Origin of the sequence: Campylobacter sp. IFREMER_LSEM_CL2256 (assembly GCF_025771645.1) — a bacterium.
Classification (GTDB): Bacteria; Campylobacterota; Campylobacteria; order Campylobacterales; family Campylobacteraceae; genus Campylobacter_D.
In genome coordinates, this window is the sequence record NZ_JAKMQQ010000002.1 from 74078 (window position 1) to 90827 (window position 16750).

Annotated in this window: 19 protein-coding genes and 1 pseudogene; 4 read left to right on the forward strand and 16 right to left on the reverse strand. The window is 29.8% G+C overall.

The genetic code is table 11. The features are described from left to right. Nucleotides 1-492 carry a phosphatidylglycerophosphatase A gene (locus L8U00_RS01395; RefSeq protein ID WP_012660989.1) on the forward strand — a complete coding sequence of 164 codons (492 nt, stop codon included), beginning with the start codon at nt 1-3 and terminating at the stop codon, nt 490-492. 49 nt (nt 493-541) lie between these two features. On the opposite strand, the gene L8U00_RS01400 is transcribed toward L8U00_RS01395, so the two are convergent. Both L8U00_RS01400 and L8U00_RS01405 read right to left on the reverse strand, forming a co-directional pair. Then, nucleotides 542-790 (reverse strand): hypothetical protein, encoded by a 249-nt coding sequence (locus L8U00_RS01400; protein ID WP_240379439.1) that lies wholly within the window; start codon nt 788-790, stop codon nt 542-544. Continuing rightward, nucleotides 787-1068, reverse strand: coding sequence for a hypothetical protein (locus L8U00_RS01405; protein WP_240379440.1), 282 nt, complete (start codon nt 1066-1068; stop codon nt 787-789). The genes L8U00_RS01400 and L8U00_RS01405 overlap by 4 nt, the downstream gene beginning before the upstream one ends. Before the next feature lie 92 nt (nt 1069-1160). On the opposite strand from L8U00_RS01405, the gene L8U00_RS01410 reads away from it, so the two are divergent. Continuing rightward, a complete protein-coding gene (locus L8U00_RS01410; protein ID WP_039640720.1) occupies nt 1161-1412 on the forward strand; it encodes a helix-turn-helix domain-containing protein in 252 nt (83 codons plus the stop codon). 36 nt (nt 1413-1448) lie between these two features. Here the strand turns inward: L8U00_RS01410 and mnmA are convergent, their stop codons facing one another. From mnmA to aroQ, 11 genes are read right to left on the reverse strand one after another with little or no spacing between them, the layout of a single operon-like run. Continuing rightward, nucleotides 1449-2465, reverse strand: a complete 1017-nt coding sequence (gene mnmA, locus L8U00_RS01415) for a tRNA 2-thiouridine(34) synthase MnmA (RefSeq protein WP_263708281.1) — start codon at nt 2463-2465, stop codon at nt 1449-1451. Next, a complete protein-coding gene (locus tag L8U00_RS01420; protein ID WP_263682597.1) occupies nt 2428-3063 on the reverse strand; it encodes a TIGR00730 family Rossman fold protein in 636 nt (211 codons plus the stop codon). The genes mnmA and L8U00_RS01420 overlap by 38 nt, the downstream gene beginning before the upstream one ends. Further along, entirely contained in the window at nt 3060-3899 is an 840-nt protein-coding gene (gene fliY, locus L8U00_RS01425) for a flagellar motor switch protein FliY (RefSeq protein WP_263708282.1), read from the reverse strand. Before fliY ends, L8U00_RS01420 begins: the two co-directional genes overlap by 4 nt. Then, nucleotides 3889-4980, reverse strand: coding sequence for a flagellar motor switch protein FliM (fliM, locus tag L8U00_RS01430; RefSeq protein WP_039667962.1), 1092 nt, complete (start codon nt 4978-4980; stop codon nt 3889-3891). Before fliM ends, fliY begins: the two co-directional genes overlap by 11 nt. Further along, nucleotides 4980-5666, reverse strand: a complete 687-nt coding sequence (locus L8U00_RS01435) for an RNA polymerase sigma factor FliA (protein ID WP_039627867.1) — start codon at nt 5664-5666, stop codon at nt 4980-4982. The genes fliM and L8U00_RS01435 overlap by 1 nt, the downstream gene beginning before the upstream one ends. Then, entirely contained in the window at nt 5653-6009 is a 357-nt protein-coding gene (locus tag L8U00_RS01440) for a hypothetical protein (protein ID WP_039617428.1), read from the reverse strand. The genes L8U00_RS01435 and L8U00_RS01440 overlap by 14 nt, the downstream gene beginning before the upstream one ends. Before the next feature lie 14 nt (nt 6010-6023). Further along, the gene (locus L8U00_RS01445) at nt 6024-6887 is read right to left on the reverse strand and encodes a P-loop NTPase (RefSeq protein WP_214114936.1); all 864 of its coding nucleotides are present in this window, start codon (nt 6885-6887) and stop codon (nt 6024-6026) included. Then, nucleotides 6880-8262 carry a flagellar biosynthesis protein FlhF gene (gene flhF, locus L8U00_RS01450; RefSeq protein WP_039667960.1) on the reverse strand — a complete coding sequence of 461 codons (1383 nt, stop codon included), beginning with the start codon at nt 8260-8262 and terminating at the stop codon, nt 6880-6882. Before flhF ends, L8U00_RS01445 begins: the two co-directional genes overlap by 8 nt. An 8-nt stretch (nt 8263-8270) precedes the next feature. Then, nucleotides 8271-8744 carry a 2-amino-4-hydroxy-6-hydroxymethyldihydropteridine diphosphokinase gene (gene folK / locus L8U00_RS01455; RefSeq protein WP_039617423.1) on the reverse strand — a complete coding sequence of 158 codons (474 nt, stop codon included), beginning with the start codon at nt 8742-8744 and terminating at the stop codon, nt 8271-8273. Between the two features lies 1 nt (nt 8745). Beyond that, a complete protein-coding gene (locus L8U00_RS01460) occupies nt 8746-9771 on the reverse strand; it encodes a M24 family metallopeptidase (protein WP_263708283.1) in 1026 nt (341 codons plus the stop codon). Beyond that, nucleotides 9768-10250, reverse strand: coding sequence for a type II 3-dehydroquinate dehydratase (aroQ, locus tag L8U00_RS01465; protein WP_039625266.1), 483 nt, complete (start codon nt 10248-10250; stop codon nt 9768-9770). The genes L8U00_RS01460 and aroQ overlap by 4 nt, the downstream gene beginning before the upstream one ends. An 88-nt stretch (nt 10251-10338) precedes the next feature. Here aroQ and L8U00_RS01470 point away from each other — a divergent pair, with 88 nt between their 5' ends. Next, complete coding sequence (locus tag L8U00_RS01470) at nt 10339-11562, forward strand: metal-dependent hydrolase (RefSeq protein ID WP_263708284.1); 1224 nt, start codon at nt 10339-10341, stop codon at nt 11560-11562. Continuing rightward, entirely contained in the window at nt 11550-12443 is an 894-nt protein-coding gene (gene sppA, locus L8U00_RS01475) for a signal peptide peptidase SppA (RefSeq protein WP_263708285.1), read from the forward strand. Before L8U00_RS01470 ends, sppA begins: the two co-directional genes overlap by 13 nt. On the opposite strand, the gene ribD is transcribed toward sppA, so the two are convergent. The 3 genes and pseudogenes from ribD to L8U00_RS01490 form a co-directional block, all read right to left on the reverse strand. Next, the gene (gene ribD / locus L8U00_RS01480) at nt 12440-13432 is read right to left on the reverse strand and encodes a bifunctional diaminohydroxyphosphoribosylaminopyrimidine deaminase/5-amino-6-(5-phosphoribosylamino)uracil reductase RibD (protein WP_263708286.1); all 993 of its coding nucleotides are present in this window, start codon (nt 13430-13432) and stop codon (nt 12440-12442) included. The genes sppA and ribD overlap by 4 nt on opposite strands. Before the next feature lie 106 nt (nt 13433-13538). Beyond that, nucleotides 13539-14769, reverse strand: a pseudogene (locus tag L8U00_RS01485) (McrC family protein); the annotation flags it as partial. Further along, a complete protein-coding gene (locus L8U00_RS01490; protein ID WP_263708288.1) occupies nt 14766-16727 on the reverse strand; it encodes an AAA family ATPase in 1962 nt (653 codons plus the stop codon). The gene L8U00_RS01490 and the pseudogene L8U00_RS01485, both read right to left, overlap by 4 nt. Nucleotides 16728-16750: the final 23 nt, after the last annotated feature.

Genomic DNA, 16750 nt, shown 5'->3' on the forward strand with positions numbered 1-16750 from the left:
ATGCAAAAATTATTTTTAACTTTTTTTTATTCAGGTAGTGTTAATAAAGCTCCAGGAACTTTTGGCACAATAGCAGCGCTAATCCCTGCTTTTTTTATTTTAAGGTATTTGGGCATAGGAACTTTGATCTTACTTGCAATTTTGCTTTTTTTAATCTCTATAAAAATCATCGATCAATACGAACAAGAAACAGGCAAACATGATGATAAGCATATTGTAATAGATGAAGTTGTTGGGGTGTTTTTAGCTTTGGCAATTTGTGGACAAAGTGTTTTTACTTTTTTGCTTTCTTTTGTTTTATTTAGATTTTTTGATATCACAAAACCTTCTATCATAGGTAAAATCGACAAAAAAACCAAAGGTGGTTTAGGTGTAATGCTAGATGATGTTTTAGCAGGAATTTTCGCAGGATTATTTAGTGCTGTGATTTATGGAATTTTACTTAAATTTGATCTTTTATGGTTTGATATAAGTATTATGGAGATATTTTAATTCTATAAAGTGATTTATTCTTTAAATAAATCACTTTAATTTTATTAATTTACCAATTTTGATCAAGTTTTCTTTTTACATCTCTCATGTGTTTAAGTTGTTTTTCTCTATAACATCTTTCCAATTTTCTTTTTGCTTCTTGAGCTGCTTTGTAATTGTAATTATTTTGATAATATTCATAGTCCTTTATTGCACTTTCATAATTTTGCTCTTCAACATAACAATCATCAGGGTTATTAATTAAATAATAACCAAAACTCATACTTGCTAAAACACATAATATTATAGTTTTCTTCATTGATTCACTCCTAATATTAAATTTTCTTGATAACTAAATTGAACGATAGAATTTTTTATTTCCATTAAGTTTTCTTGTGTTTCTTCTGTAAGAAATTTATAAATATCATCTTTAAAATTTTCCAAACAATTAAATCTAAAATTATTAAACTTATTATCTTCTATATTTATTAGTGTAATACAAATTTCATTATTTTCAAGATATTTTATCTTTACTTCTTTTGTATTGATCGTGTCAAAAATTCTCTTTCTACCATTACTGATAATTTTCTTTACCATATTATTACCTCTTTAATTTATCCTATAGGATATATTTAAAAAAATTATATCTTTGTAAAGTTTAATTTCATATTAATCCTATAGGATAAAAAATGGAAGAGGACTTTAGTAATTCTAGCGAAGAAGAAATTTTAAATTTTTATAAAAAAGTATCATCAAATATAAGAAATTTTAGAGAGAAAAAAGGAATTTCTCAGCTTGAGTTAGCATTAGATATAGGTATAAAATCCGTTGCGTTTTATTCAAATTGCGAATGTAATCGATATGGTAAACATTTTAACTTAGAGCACTTATATAAAATTTCTAAAAGTTTAGAAATTCCACTAAAAGATTTATTAGAATAAATACCGCAATGCCAAAGGGACTGCAACCCTTTAGCGTTAATTTATAAATCCACTTGCAAGCACTAAATCTTTATCGTAAAATACTGCCATTTGTCCGCTAGCAAGTCCATAAACAGGTTCTTGTAAGATGATTTTTGCGCTTTTATCTTCATTAATTAAAACTTTACATGGGGTCGATCTTGATCTATAGCGTATTTTTACTTCACAATCTAACTCTTTGGCATCGATAAACAAATTAATATTATCAAGATTAAATTCACTTATCTTAAGTTCTTCTTTTTTACCTACTATGATTTCATTTTTTTTAGGATCAATTTTTAATACAAAATGTGGCTCATGAGCCCCGCGTACCTCAAAACCTCTTCTTTTACCTATGGTATAGTGCATATAACCTTCGTGTTTTCCTACTTCCTTGCCACTACTATCTCTTACAATACCTGGAATTTTAGTATCCATAAACTGATCTAAAACTTGCACATAAGTATCTTCCACGAAACAAATCTCAGAACTTTCCTTTTGTGTTGCAAAAGATTTTAAAACATCGATTGTAGAAGCAAATTTTTTCACATCTTCTTTTTTCATCTCTCCAAGAGGAAAAATCAAATACCCTAAAGCCTCTTTATCTGCATTTGCTAGAAAATAGCTTTGATCCTTACTCTCATCAACTGCAGTCTTAATCAAACCATTTTCTATCCTTGCATAATGACCTGTAGCTAATTTCTCACAACCCAAACTCTTAGCAAATTCCAAAAGCTTGCCAAGCTTGATAAAGCGATTGCATAAAGCACAAGGATTTGGCGTCTTTCCTTCTTTGTAGGTATTAACGAAAGGCATATAAACTTGATTTTTAAAATCTTCTTGTAAGTCTAAAATATGGTATTTAATGTCTAAAAATTTAGCAACTTTTTCAACTTTTTGTATATTTTCTTCATGATAATTAGCTTTTCCATGAAGCTTCATATAACAACCTATGATCTCATGTCCTGCTTGTTTTAATTTATAAGCAGTTACAGTACTATCTACACCCCCACTCATTGCAACAAGAATTTTCATCTTTTTCCTTTATCATTCTTATAATTTCATCTAAATCATCACTTATACTATACTTTAACTCATCATTTTTAGATATAGTTCCAAGTCCTAGTAAAGAAGTTTTGATAAATTCATCAAGAGGTTGCCAAAATTTTTGCCCAACTAAAATAATAGGAACATCTTTTTTAAAACTAAGTTGTTTAAGAGTAAGAATTTCAAAAAATTCATCTAATGTTCCAAAGCCGCCTGGGAAAATCACAAAAGCTAGACTCTTTTGAATAAGAGCCATTTTGCGAATGGCTAAGCTCTTAAAAGTGATATTATACTCTAAAAAGTCATTTGCTTTTTGCTCAAATGGTAAATGTATATTAAATCCAAAAGATTTTAAGTGTGAAGCTTGACTTTGCATAGCCCCATAATTTGCAGCTTGCATAATACCACCGCCACCACCACTGATGATACTATAACCAAGATCTGCTAACTTTTGGGCTAATTTTGAAGCCAAAATACAATACTCATTATCTTCTTTTAAACGCGCAGAACCAAAAAAAGTTATGCCTTTTTGAATTTTTTCTAATTCTTTAAGATAGGCAATATCTTCAATGACATATTCTTTCATCTTAGCTGTTCTAATCTTTCTTTTTTAGAGCCTATCTCAGTAATTTGCACTCCAAAGTTTCCATCTACAATAACCACTTCCCCATAAGCGATTTTTTTATCCCCTATTAAAATTTCTAAAGGATCATTTGCTAATTGATCAAGCTCGATAACCGAACCTATATCCATGGTTAAAACATCTTTTAAAAGCATTTTTTTACTACCTATACGCACTCTTATAGGTAAGCGTACATCCATGATCAAACCGATATTTCTTAGCTCTTCTACATTAGCCAAGGCTTTATGATCTTGTGTATGATCTTCACTTGTTGCTACAATTTCTTCTAAGTCAGTTTTGGTTAAAATCTTATAAATTTTTTCATCAAAAACCAAAGAAATTTTTTCTTCTAAATCAGCTATTTTTACATTATATAAATATAATTTATGAAAACCACCAAGTTCTAAGCTATCTGCAACAAATTCACAATTTTCTAGACTAAACTCCATTTTTGGAATTTCTTTTTGTGCGCCTAAGGTTGTAGAAAATGCTGAGATGATATTTTGTATAGCTTCTTTGGCTGCATCCATTTCATCTTCATTTAGCTCACTGTTTTTGGAGATTTCTTCTTCTCCCATCATCCACTCACCAATTGCACTCATTAAAACTGCACTGGCTAGGATTTTGATTTTCATTTCATTATTAACACTAAAAGTAGCGCTAACTAATGGTGGAGTCATAGAATCTTGAGAATTTACATCATACTCATAATACTCACTAAATTCAGCACTTTTTCCTGTTAAACCTTCTATTGTACTTACACATTCATTGACGAATATGCCTAAAAAATCATTGATCATCGTCTTCCTCTTCTAGTTCTTCATTATCATCATACGAATTTGCTTTTGCTCTTCTTTCATCTTCATATTTTTCAAGCATTTCTTTAATCTCATCTTTATCAGTTTTGATAAGTTCTAAGATTTTAATTGACTTTCTAAATCTATGAAGCCCCACTTGAGCTAAAAATACTTCTTTTTTATCAATAGCCACTATAGCTTTATCATCTGCACTTCTATCAAGCTTTAAAATATCTCCTTGTTTTAAATCTAAAAATTCATTTACATTGATAAAAGTTTTACCAAGCATAGCTTCATAAATTACCTCAGCACGACCGATCAAGGTTTTAAGTTCTTTATTTCTTGACTTTTTAGCTGAAGTTTCACCCATCATAATATCACGATTTGCCAAACGACTCAAAATACTTTCCAAATGCACAACCGGATAGCAAATATTAACCATACCACTTGAATTTCCGATGATAATTTCCATTACCACCATGATAACAATTTCATTTTGAGAAACAATTTGCACAACATTTGGGCTTGATTCTTTTGCTTCAACACTTGGATAAATTTCAGTAACATTCATCCAACTTTCTTTAAGCCTTTGCATAATAATACGCAAAATAGAATCAAGCAAATTAAGCTCGATTTCTGTAAGTTCTCTTAAGGTGTCAAAACTCTCTCCTTGACCACCTAAAAGTCTATCTATCATAGGAAAAGCAATACTTGGATTAATCTCTAAAACGCAGTTTCCATCTAAAGGTTTAATTGAAAAAACGTTAAAGCTTGTTGGCGAAGGCAAAGACATTAAAAACTCACCATAAGTCATTTGATCCACCGAGTGAAGTTTAATCTCAACTATACTTCTCATCATAGATGAAATTTGCGAAGCAAGATTTCTTGCTAATTTATCATGAATCCCTTTAATAGAACGAAGTTGTTCTTTAGAAACCCTGTTTGGACGCTTAAAATCATATACTACTATATCTCTTTTATCTTCTAGCTCTTCTAATTTCGAAGAAGCTGCACTTTCATCACTATCATCATCAACAACTTCTAATAGAGCATCAATTTCTTCTTGGGAAAGTATCTCAGCCATTAAACTAGCCTTTCTCGAATCTTCTTAAGCAAACGCTTATGAATTTGTGAAATTCTTGACTCGCTAATCTCTAAAATCTCTGCGATTTCTTTTAAATTTAATTCTTCATAATAATAAAGCTGTATTACAAGCTTTTCTCTTTCTTTAAATTCTTCTAAAACTGCATTGATTTTTTCTATTAATTCTTCTTTTTCTATTTGTTCTATGATATTGCTATCATTAAAGCAATTTAGCTGTTCATCCAAAGGCATTACAAGCGATATAGCATGAGCTGCTCTTGCTTCTTTTACCTTTTCTACTTCTAAATTTAGTCTTTGTGCTAAATATTCATCATCGGGTTCTTTTTCATTTTCTTGATAAAACTCATCTATAATAGCATCAATATCTTTGATAATTTTTCTATTGCTTCTACTCATTACATCAAGGCTTCTTAGATAATCAAGCATAGCTCCATTTACTCTTTTTCTTGCAAAGCCCCAGAAATTATCATTTTGTTCTTTATCATAACGGCGTGAGAGTTTGATCATTTCCTCTACACCAATACTGATTAAATCATTTACATCAATACTTGCAGGCAAACGCTCTTTAAGCCTAAAAGCCATAGCTCTTAATGCTGGCATATAAGAGATGACTAAATCATCTTGTTCTTTTTTTAGCGTAGAAGCATAGGCATTATGCGGCTGCATGTTTTACTTTTCTTTTTGAAGAGCTTTCAAGCTTTTTAAGGTCTTCGCGCTCTTCTTGAAGTTTTTCAAGCAAGTAATCCATTTTCTTTTCTCTTGCGGCTAATTCTGCTATAAAACTATTGTTTTCATTTTCATATTTTTCTTTATTAAAGCTTCTACCGCTAATTTTATTAACATCTACAAAAATCATAATTACTATATGGATTAAAACATAAAATACAAAAGTAATCAAACAAGTATATACAACTATCTCTACTGCATCTTCTATATTAACTATGGTAAACATTAATCCTATAAAAAAACCACAAACAGTAAAAAAAGCAACAAAATTCTCTGGTCTCATCTTTTTCCCTCAATCTAAAAACGATCCAAAAGCTTTTTGAAAAAACTCATAATGCTTTTATCTCCCACATTATTAAGCACTTTTTGTTCCAACCTATATAAAAGCTTAGAAGCTATGGTTTTTAGCTCATCACTTGCATTAGTGTCATCATCACTAAATAAAGTTCTTTTTTTAATACTAGAACTAATATCTTTACTTTGACCTAAAAATCCTAAAAATTCTAAATTTAAATTATGCTTAATGTTAATATCTGCTACTTTTTTAATATTATCAAAAATTCTCAAAGCCTCATTTTCATTCCTAACTACATTAAACACCATTAATAAATTCTCTTTAGTTTTTGAAGTGGTTTTTATAGTAGCATAAGCATCGGTAATCGCAGCAGGGTCAGGCACAGTGATGACAATAACCTCATCAGACATCTCTAAGAAATTTCCTATATTACCACCTATACCTGCTCCTGTATCAATGATTAAAAAATCTAAATCATCTAAAATACTTGTTTGATTTAAAAATCTCTCGTAAATATTTTTATCATTATATTTTAAAATTTCATCGCCACTTTCACCTGGGATAAGCCATAAATTTGGCTTTACTTCTATTAAAATATCTTCTAGCGAGCATTCACCCTTTAAAACATGTAAAAGGTTTTTTTCCACACGCACATTTAAAATCACATCTAAATTTGCAAGCCCAATATCTGCATCAAAAAGTCCTACTTTATAACCATTTTTAGCTAGGATGTTGCCCAAATTTGCGCTAAAAGTACTTTTTCCAACCCCACCTTTACCGCTAGTAACTGCGATAAAATGAGTATGTTTTACATTTGAGTTTTCATTTTTTACTAGATCTTTTAATTTTTCTGCTTGATTACTCATTTTCATCCCTTCTAAAACCTTCTAACACACAACGCACTAAAAAGTCACTATTAGCCACTTCTATATCATCAGGCACTTCTTGACCTATGGAAAAAAAGCTCATCGGAGTGCTAGTTTCATAAAGTAAAGAAAACACATTTCCAAATACTTTTGTTTCATCAAATTTTGTAATGATTAAGGTGTCTATATTTAAAAATGAAAAATTATTGTAAGTTTCTAATAAATCTTCATATTTTGTATTTGCTGAAAGCACTAAATTCACATCAATTTGTGCATTAGAATGCGATAAAAATTCTTTTGTTTTTTCAAGTTTTGCCTTATCATACTGTGAATTTCCAGTTGTATCTACTAAAATAACCTCACAAGTATTTAAACTTCTAATCGCATCATCTAAGTCATTTGGTTCTATACTATCAATAATAGGAAGCTTCATCATCTTAGCATATTGAAAAAGTTGCTCTACCGCACCTATTCTATACGTATCAAGAGTTATAATACCGGTTTTATAGCGTCTATCTCCATAAGCATAACGAAAAGCAAGCTTTGCTAAAGTAGTAGTTTTACCTACTCCTGTTGGACCTACTAACATCATGATTTTTTGCTTTTTAATTTCACTTTCTAAACGACATGGAAGCATATTACGCAAAAGTGAGTAAAAATACCTTTGCACTGCTTCTTGATTTGCTTTCATAGTGCTTGGCATATTTTCAATAGTCGCCTTCATAATCGCTTCTAAATGCGCTTCTTGCATGCCACTTGCCTTAGCTTGCTTATAAATACTTGCAAACTCAGGTGGTATAGCTAATTCTTTGCGTAAATCTGCCTTATCATCCCACATCATATCCACAAGCAAATTCATTTTATCATTAAGCTTATTCATTTGCTTTTCAAAGGCTTCAATTTTTTTATCATAATTTGGATTTGGCATAGAAAAATCTTGATAGTTTGAAACCTTGCTAATTTCTGAACTAACTTGAGAAAGTTTGTTTTTTAAATTTAAAAAATTATCATCTTTTTTGCTTGTATTTAAATAAGGATTAATAGGTTTTTGCTTAGCTTTTGAAGAAAAATCAAGCACTACATCTTCTTCTTTTTTTTCATCTTCAAGTTTTGGTGCTTGAATTTTAGCCTCAGGAAAACTTGCTGTGTTTGGTTTTTTCTTTGGTGGCATAGGTAAATTATTTTGTTTTAAATGCTCTTCATAATCAGCTTCTTCAATCGCTACTATAACCTCGTATAAAGGTTTTTGATTGATAGTTTTTGGACGAATTTGCTTATTAGTTACTATCAAAGCCTTATCGCCATAATCTTGCTTAACCTTAGGTATAATCTCATCTGTGCTTTCAACTGTAAAAGTATGAATCAATTGTCCCATATTTTTCCTTATCTTAACAAGCCCAAAGGCAAAGTTACACTAATTCTATCATTTACCCCCACATGAGGCACTGTGCAATACTCATCTTTACGCGCTTTTTTTGAAAAATACAACAAATCCAAATCAAGCGTTCTAGGAGCATTTTTAAAAGTTCTTTTTCTTTTGAATTTAAACTCATAAAAAAACAAAACTTTTAAAAGTGCTCTTGCATGCAAACTTGTACTTACAACCATCACTGCATTAGTAAAGTCTTTTTGCTCTTCAAAGCCAAAAGCTTTATTAATCAAAAATGGCGATGTTTGCAATACTTGCAAGCGTTTATCTTGCATTAAAAGCCTAAATAAACTCCGAAAGCGTTTTTTTTCATCTTCTATATTGCTTCCAAGTCCTATAATGGCTATGTATTTTCCTTTTTTATCTGCTTTTGAATAAAAAGGAAAAAAACGAATTTTTTCTAACCTTCTAGCTCCTTTAATCAGCAAATTATAACACCACTGCCTTTTCTTTATCAAGATAGACCATATCTTCTATCCTAATGCCTAGTTTATCTTTGATATAAATTCCAGGTTCAATGGTAAATACCATACCTTCTTTTAGCTCATAATCACTTCTTGGGCTAATGTTTGGCAGCTCATGTATATCAAGCCCCACTCCATGTCCTAAACTATGAATAAATTCTTTTTCAAAACCTGCGTTTTTAATCACTTCTCTTGCGATAAAATCAAGCTCACTTGATCTCATACCAACGCGTGCTTTTTCTATAGCTTGAAGCTGAGCTTGCTTGACCACTTCATAAATTTGCATAATTTCTTTATCTTTAAAATTTGGCTTATTTTTATCAAAAACTATGCCATTTTCATCAAAACAAGCCGTTCTTGTGCGATCAGAACAATACCTTTGATAAACTACACCCGCATCAACTAATAACAAATCTCCATATTCTAAACATTTATCACTAGGTAAAGCATGTGCTTTAGCCGCATTTTCATTAATAGCCACAATAGGTGAAAAAGAAAGTCCTAAAGCACCTTTTTTTTGAAAAATTTCACATGCTTTAAAATGTAATTCTTTTTCACTTTTTCCATAACCTTCTTGGCTGATAAATTTAGCAAATTCTTCAAAGCATTCTTTGCCAAAATTTACAGCCTTTTGCAAAAGCTGTAATTCTTTAGCATTTTTTATAATGCGTTTATTTTTACTCATGTCTAATTTTTCTTCAAAAACGATATTTGCACTTTTACTAAGTTCTTTAAAATCAAAATAACTAAAGTCTTTTGGGTCAAAACACACCCTATCAATTTCTGCTTTTTCTAAAAGCTCTCTAACACTAGCAAAAAGATCTTGTGCTAAAACTACCTTAGCATTTTTTATCATTTCGCTAGCTTCAAAGCTATATCTTGCATCAGTGATGAAAAAAGCTTCATCTTCAAGTTTTAAAAACAAAGCATTATCACAAGAATAGCCACACTCATAAAAAAGTGCATTTTCGTTTTTTAAGATAAAATTCATTGATTTGCTTGTTGTGCTTTTGCTTGAGCTGCTTTATATGCATTGATTTGATCAAAAATTTGGAAAAGTCCCATTAAAGCCATATGATAACCAAAAGGACCAAAACCTACCACGCTACCTGCACAAACTGGTGCTATCATGCTTTTTTGTCTGAATTCTTCTCTTCTATAAGTATTGCTAATATGCACTTCAATCACAGGCATATTAATCGCTGCAATCGCATCGCGGATTGCTATAGAAGTGTGTGCATAAGCAGCTGCATTAATAATCACTCCATCTACACTACCTAAGCATTCTTGAATTTTATCAACTAGCTCACCTTCAAAATTGCTTTGAAAAAACTCAATCTCTACATTAGCTTGTTTTGCAGCTTGTTTCATTTGCTCATGGATATCTTCCATTTTCATATTGCCATAAATATGAGTTTCTCTCACACCAAGCATATTGATGTTTGGTCCTTGTATCACCATAACTTTCATAATCTAACCTTTATTTAGTAAAATTTACTATATTATAGCATTTTAAAGCTAAATTTTAGCTACAATTTCCCTTTTTAAAGGAGGTAAAATGTTTATAATAGCACCCAAGATCATCTTAACTTGTGATGATGATTTTAATCTTTTAGAAGACAAAGCAGTTCTTTTTGATGATAATATTTTAGAAATTGATAGCTTAGAAAATTTACAAAAATCCTATCCACAAGCTAAGCTTATACCAACTCCAAAAGATACCTTACTTTTACCTGCTTTTATCAATCCACACACGCATTTAGAATTTAGTGCAAATAATGGAAATTTAGTCTTTGGGGACTTTTTAAAATGGCTTGATAGCATTTTTAATAACCGCGAGCAATTAAACGAAAAAGCCAAAGAAAAATTAATCTCACAAAATATTCATAAAATGCTAAAAAGTGGCACTGCTACCATAGGAGAAATTTCAAGCTTTGGGAGTGATTTAAGCCCTTGTGTCAATTCACAAGCTAGAGTGGTATTTTTCAATGAAATTTTAGGTTCAAATGAAAATTTTATCCAAGCTAAAAAAGAAGAATTTTTAAACCGTTATGAAAAAAGCATGAGTTTTAAAAGTTCTAAATTTATCCCTACTATTTCAGTGCATGCGCCCTACTCAACCCACCCAGAACTTGCCAAATTTGCTATAAAACTTGCTAGAGAAAATAATCATTTACTAAGCACACATTTTCTTGAAAGTAATCATGAAAACAACTGGCTAAGGTTTAAAAAAGGTGGTTTTAAAAAGAGCTTGGCTAAATTTAGCAAAAATCCTATGCCATTTTACACCCCACAAAGCTTTTTAGAGCTTTTTAAAGACCAAAGGACTTTATTTACTCATTGTGTGTATTTTAAAGAATGGGATTTGCTAGATAAAAATTTACACTCGATCACGCATTGTGCTTTTTCAAACAGACTTTTGAGTAAAAACACTTTTAAATTAAAATCTGCTTTAAAAAATGGTGTTAATATCCATCTAGGAACCGATGGCTTAAGCTCAAATACTTCTTTAAGTATGCTTGATGAAATGAGAGCAAATTTACTTATACATGATGATTTAGAGTTAGAAAATTTTGCTAAAATATTGCTTTTAATGGCAACAAACAAAGCCGCAAAAGCTTTAAATTTAAACCTAGGGCAAATTCGAAAAGGCAAAATAGCTGATTTTAGTCTTTTTGCTTTACCAAATAGTGTAAATTTAAAACAACTTCCTTTGCAGTTTATCTTACAAAGCAAAGAAGTGTTAAAACTTTTTATAGAAGGAAAAGAATGCAAATTATAAAATCATTTTTTAAAGGAATTGGAAAAATCATCTCTTATATCAACACTTATTTTAAAACCTTTGTGTTTTTGTTTATCGTATTTTTGATCCTTACTCCAAGCGGGGATAATGCCAAGCTTTCTAATGCAAACTTAGCGCAAATTAATCTTAAAGGTGAAATTAGCGATGCGAGCAATCTTTTAGAACAAATTTACAAAGTCAAAGATGATAAAGCTATAAAAGGGGTTTTGCTTTTTATAGATAGTCCTGGTGGAGCTTTTGCACCAAGCATGGAAATAGCTTTAGCTATACAAGATCTTAAAGCTAAAAAACCTGTGGTAGTCTATGCAGGTGGAACTATAGCAAGCGGAAGCTACCTAAGCGCGGTGGGAGCTGATATGATCATAGCTAATCCTGCTAGCTTTGTAGGATCTATTGGGGTAATCATGCAAGGCTTTGAAGTAAGTGAGCTTGCACAAAAACTTGGTATAAATGAGCAAACTATCAAAGCAGGAAGCTATAAAGAAGCAGGAACTTTTATGCGTAAATGGAGTGAAGATGAAAAAGACTTTTTACAAAATTTAGCTAATCAAAGCTATGAACTTTTCACGCAATTTGTCGCTAAAAATCGCAAATTAGACTTAAATCAAACAAACTCATGGGCTGATGCAAAAGTGTTTTTAGCTAATGAGGCTTTAAAATTAAAACTCATTGATAAAATAGGCAATTATGAGCAAGCCAAAAAAGAGCTAGAAAAACTAGCTAAAGTACAAAACCCTATCTGGCAAAAAGAAGATGCCATAGATAAGTTTTTAAAACGATTAGAAGAGCAAAGTGCTGGCTTTTTTGCTAACACTTTAGCACGATTTTTCACACAAGTAAGCTCACAAAAAATTTATTAAGATTTAATAATCTCATAAAATCCATAAGTATCATTTTCTAAAAAGCCTTTATATAAAGGCTTTAGCTTTAAATCTAACTTAACATTTTCAAAGGTATTTAAATTTGAGCTTGAAAAAATCAAAAGCATATCTAACTCATCTTTAAAGGCTTTTAAAAAATTCTCCCCGCCCTCATACATGATGAGCTTTGCTTTGCTAGGAATGCTTGTAAAAATTTCTCTTTCAGCTACACTAAATAAAGGAATGTTTGGATCAAAACTTTCTAAATTTTGATGGCTTAGTATGCATAAATTTGGCGCTTTAGCTTGAGCTAGCCTTGCATCTAAAATAGGCCTATCATGCCTTATAGTTTCTCCACCTACTACAAGTAAATCAAGCTTTGAGCGTAATGTGTGAGCGTAAGTTCTACTTGCTTTAGAACTTACGATTTTACCATAAGCAGAGCCATTTAAAGAAAGGGCTAGTTTAAAAAATTTAAAGCTTGATTTTTGCCATTTTAAAAAAGGCTTTAAAAGCTCTTTAGCTCTTTGCTCGCAAATTCCCATGTGAACTTTTATACCTTGATCTTTTAAAAACTCTGCTCCACCGCTTGCGAGCTTATGCTCATCTTTAGTAGCAATAAAAACTTCACTAAAACCAAGCGTGCTAAAAAGTTTCGCACAAGGTGGGGTTTTACCCTGATGATTACAAGGTTCTAAACTCACATAAGCACTAGCGCCTTTTAACAACCCCTGATGATTTTGACAAATAAACTCATGCAAATCATTTGCATTATGTGGTAAATCTAAATTTGGATTAAGTGCTTTTAAGGCTTTACTCACTGCCTCAAGTTCTGCATGAGCCTTGCCTGCTTCTTTGTGTGCTTCTATGCTTAAAATTTTACCATTTTTATCTAAAATCACACAACCTACGGCTGGATTGGGGTAGGTTAAAAGCTGATATTTCCAAGCTTCATCTATGGCTAAATTCATATAAAATTCGTGATTCATGTTACTTCCTAAAAAGGTAAAGGTGCGAAAAATACCTTAAGCTTTACATGTTCATCGCAAGCTTTTAAAAAACCTTGTGCTAAAAACTTAATATCTTTAGTTTTTAATTTCTCTCTTAAGTCAAAAGTTCTCTCACATAGAGGATAAATGAGATAAATTTCTTTTATCTCGTATTTATTTGCATAAGCAAACATTTGATATAAATCACTTTGCGATATACCATGTTTTTTCTCATCTTCACTATCATCTGGAATTTTCCATTTGGTATCTAAGATCATTTTATTTTCTATATATAAATCAGGCTTTAACATAAAACATTTTTCATCATTTTTTGAGATTAAATACTTTCTACTACTTTGAGTTTTTATATTTTCACTAGGATTAGCAAGTTTAAACATATAAGCTACATAGTTTTCAAAAAGTTTTTCCATAGGAAAAAGCAAAGCAAAGGCCTCGTTTTTACCTTTATATAGAGCAAAGCTTTGATTTTGTAAAAATACCTTACACCAAGAAAGTATATTTTCATAATAATCAAAATGTCTTGAAATTTTAAAGCTAAAATCTTTTTCATAATTTTTAGAAAATTCTACCTCATCAAGCATTTGCATAGCTTTGATGATTTTAAATTTATTCAAGCTTGTTTTGGATTTTAAAAAATTTAATGTTGATTTTATCAAACGATTTGGCGCTATGTCTAAAACAAATTCATCACTACTTGTAAAAAATCTTTCTTTGTGTATTAAATTTGATTTTATATGCTCATTAAATAGTAATTTTCCTTTTAAAAAAGTTCTATTTTCCTCACTACTTACATAAGATCTCATCAAACCTTTTTTATACACACTATCAAATTCATCTAAAAACATCGTTATAAATGCTTCAAACAAAGGCATTTTGGCAATTTGCAAAGATGAAATTTGAGATTTTTTAAAGGGAGAATTTTTTAAGGTTTTTAGCATGTTGATTAAAAGATTTCTAGGATCATTTTTAAGATCATCTTCGCTAAAATCATCATTTTTAAAGATATTATCTAGTTTATAACATTTTTTTAATTTTTCTTTATCGTATTTTGAGGATTTATCTTCTTTTTTATAGCTATCCAAATTCGTACATTTTGGCAAGATTTCTAAAACACCGTTTTTAGTCTGTATAATGCCGACATAATTTTTAGCCTTTAAGGCGTTTTTATTTTTAAAACCTAGAAGACTTTCATTATTTTTTGCAAAGTCTTCTAGCTCTTTATAAAATATTTCAGCTTTTTCTTTGAAAATTTCTTTTAAATCTTCTTTAGAAAAAGCTTGGTGTTCAATGATAGAAAAGGTGTTGATTGTTTTCATTGTTCATATATTTTTATAAAAGTATTTTCAACCCAATCTTCACTGTCACTGAATTTATAAACAACATTACCACTTTCTATAAAATCTGTCATATTTTTCAAATAATCACTATTTATATCTTGTTTTTCTAACATACCATTTTTGTTTAAAACCGCGTCAATCAATGCATAATCATTATAAAAATACTCTTGCAATAATGGGATAATTTTATTTTGAAAAACATTTTTTAATTTCTCTAAACTATCAATGCCTATAAAAAATGCGTGTCCTATAGTCTTTTCTCTATCTAGCAAATATTCTATGCGAGTATTTATAGCTTCTAATAATTTTTGTAAATTTACACCTTCGCAATTATCAGACAAAACATTAGGTTTAGGCATCATCTCTACAAATTCAAAGCGTCTTCGCAAAGCTGTGTCAAGTGAAGTTATACTTCTATCAGCTGTATTCATAGTGCCTATGATATAAACATTCTTAGGTACTCCAAATTCATCTTTACTATAAGGCAAAGTTACTTTTAACTCTTCATCAGCACCTATTCTTTTGCTAGGCTCTATCAAAGTGATAAGCTCACCAAAAATCTTACTTACATTACCACGATTAATCTCATCTATGATGATTATGTAAGGTTTTAATTCTGGCTTCTCACTAGGATTATTATCTACTTTATAATCTTGCTCTCGTTCTTTAAACAATTTAACTAGCTGAAAATAGTAACTATCGATTTGTCTTCTATGTTTATTATTTAAAATTTGCTTAATGCTTCTTCCGTTTATAATCTTATCTTTATTTTCCAAAAGCATTTTAAAAATTTCTAAATTTAAATACAAATTTGCATTAGTATCATCTGTAATAATTCTATATTTTTCATTATATTCTTCTAATTTAAATCCACCACTTTGAGTTTTTTCTATAAATTTTTGTTGATCTACTAATTCATCTAAAAAAATTTCTATTTTGTTTTCTAAATCTTCACTCTTTACAAATTCTTCTTGTGTTAATAAAGATACTTTGTAATTATCCAAAGCTTTTTTACAAAGTTCTTTAAAAATTCCATCTTTTATTTCGTATTCTACTTCCTTAGAATTTTCTTTGCTATCTATACGAGGTTTTATACCTTCTACAAATTCTTCATATCCATAACTTTGATGAAAAGTAGTAAAAACTATTTGTCCATTTTTTACATATTCATCAAATTTTGCTTTTTTCTCATCTCTATCTTTATTTGCTAAATTTTCACCCAAGATTTCCAAAGCTTTATCTATAGTGCGATAAGTTTTTCCTGTCCCTGGAGATCCATAAAGAATTTGATTTAAAGGTGGATTTTTGTTTTTATTTAAATTTTTTATATCTAAATTTTCAGATTTTATTTTTAAATGTTCTTCTTGTTTTTTACTATTTTCATACGATTTGAAATCATCTTTATTTAAAGAATTAAAATAATTCATCATTTCTGAAAAATCTTTTATTAATTTATCTTTATTATCTAAACCATAAGTAAAATCAAATCTTTGTAAATATCCTTCACTCTCCATTTTATTTACTGCTATACATCTTGAATTCTCAATATCTCTTTTAGGAAAACCAAATTTTAATACCAAATGTTTATTATTTTGAAAATATCCAGAATATGCTATAAATAAATGAACTCCTTTTGTAGGGGTAATTTTTTTACCATTAATAAGATTTTCTTCCAATAAGTCTTTTCTAACAAACATTATCCAACAATCATTACTTAAAAAACCATTTGAATTTCCTATTGCTATTTTGAAAGAATAGTTGTATTTATCACTAATAAAACTTAAATTTTGTTTAATATTTTGGCTAGAACTGCCTTTATTGCTAATATCACCTCGTTGCGTTTTTTTATCTCTTAAAATACAATCATCTACTTGTTTTATCAATTCATCTATAGCGTTTATAAATCTTTCTTTTTCTTCATTTAAAAAATCAATCATAAATTATCCTTTATTTTTGATAG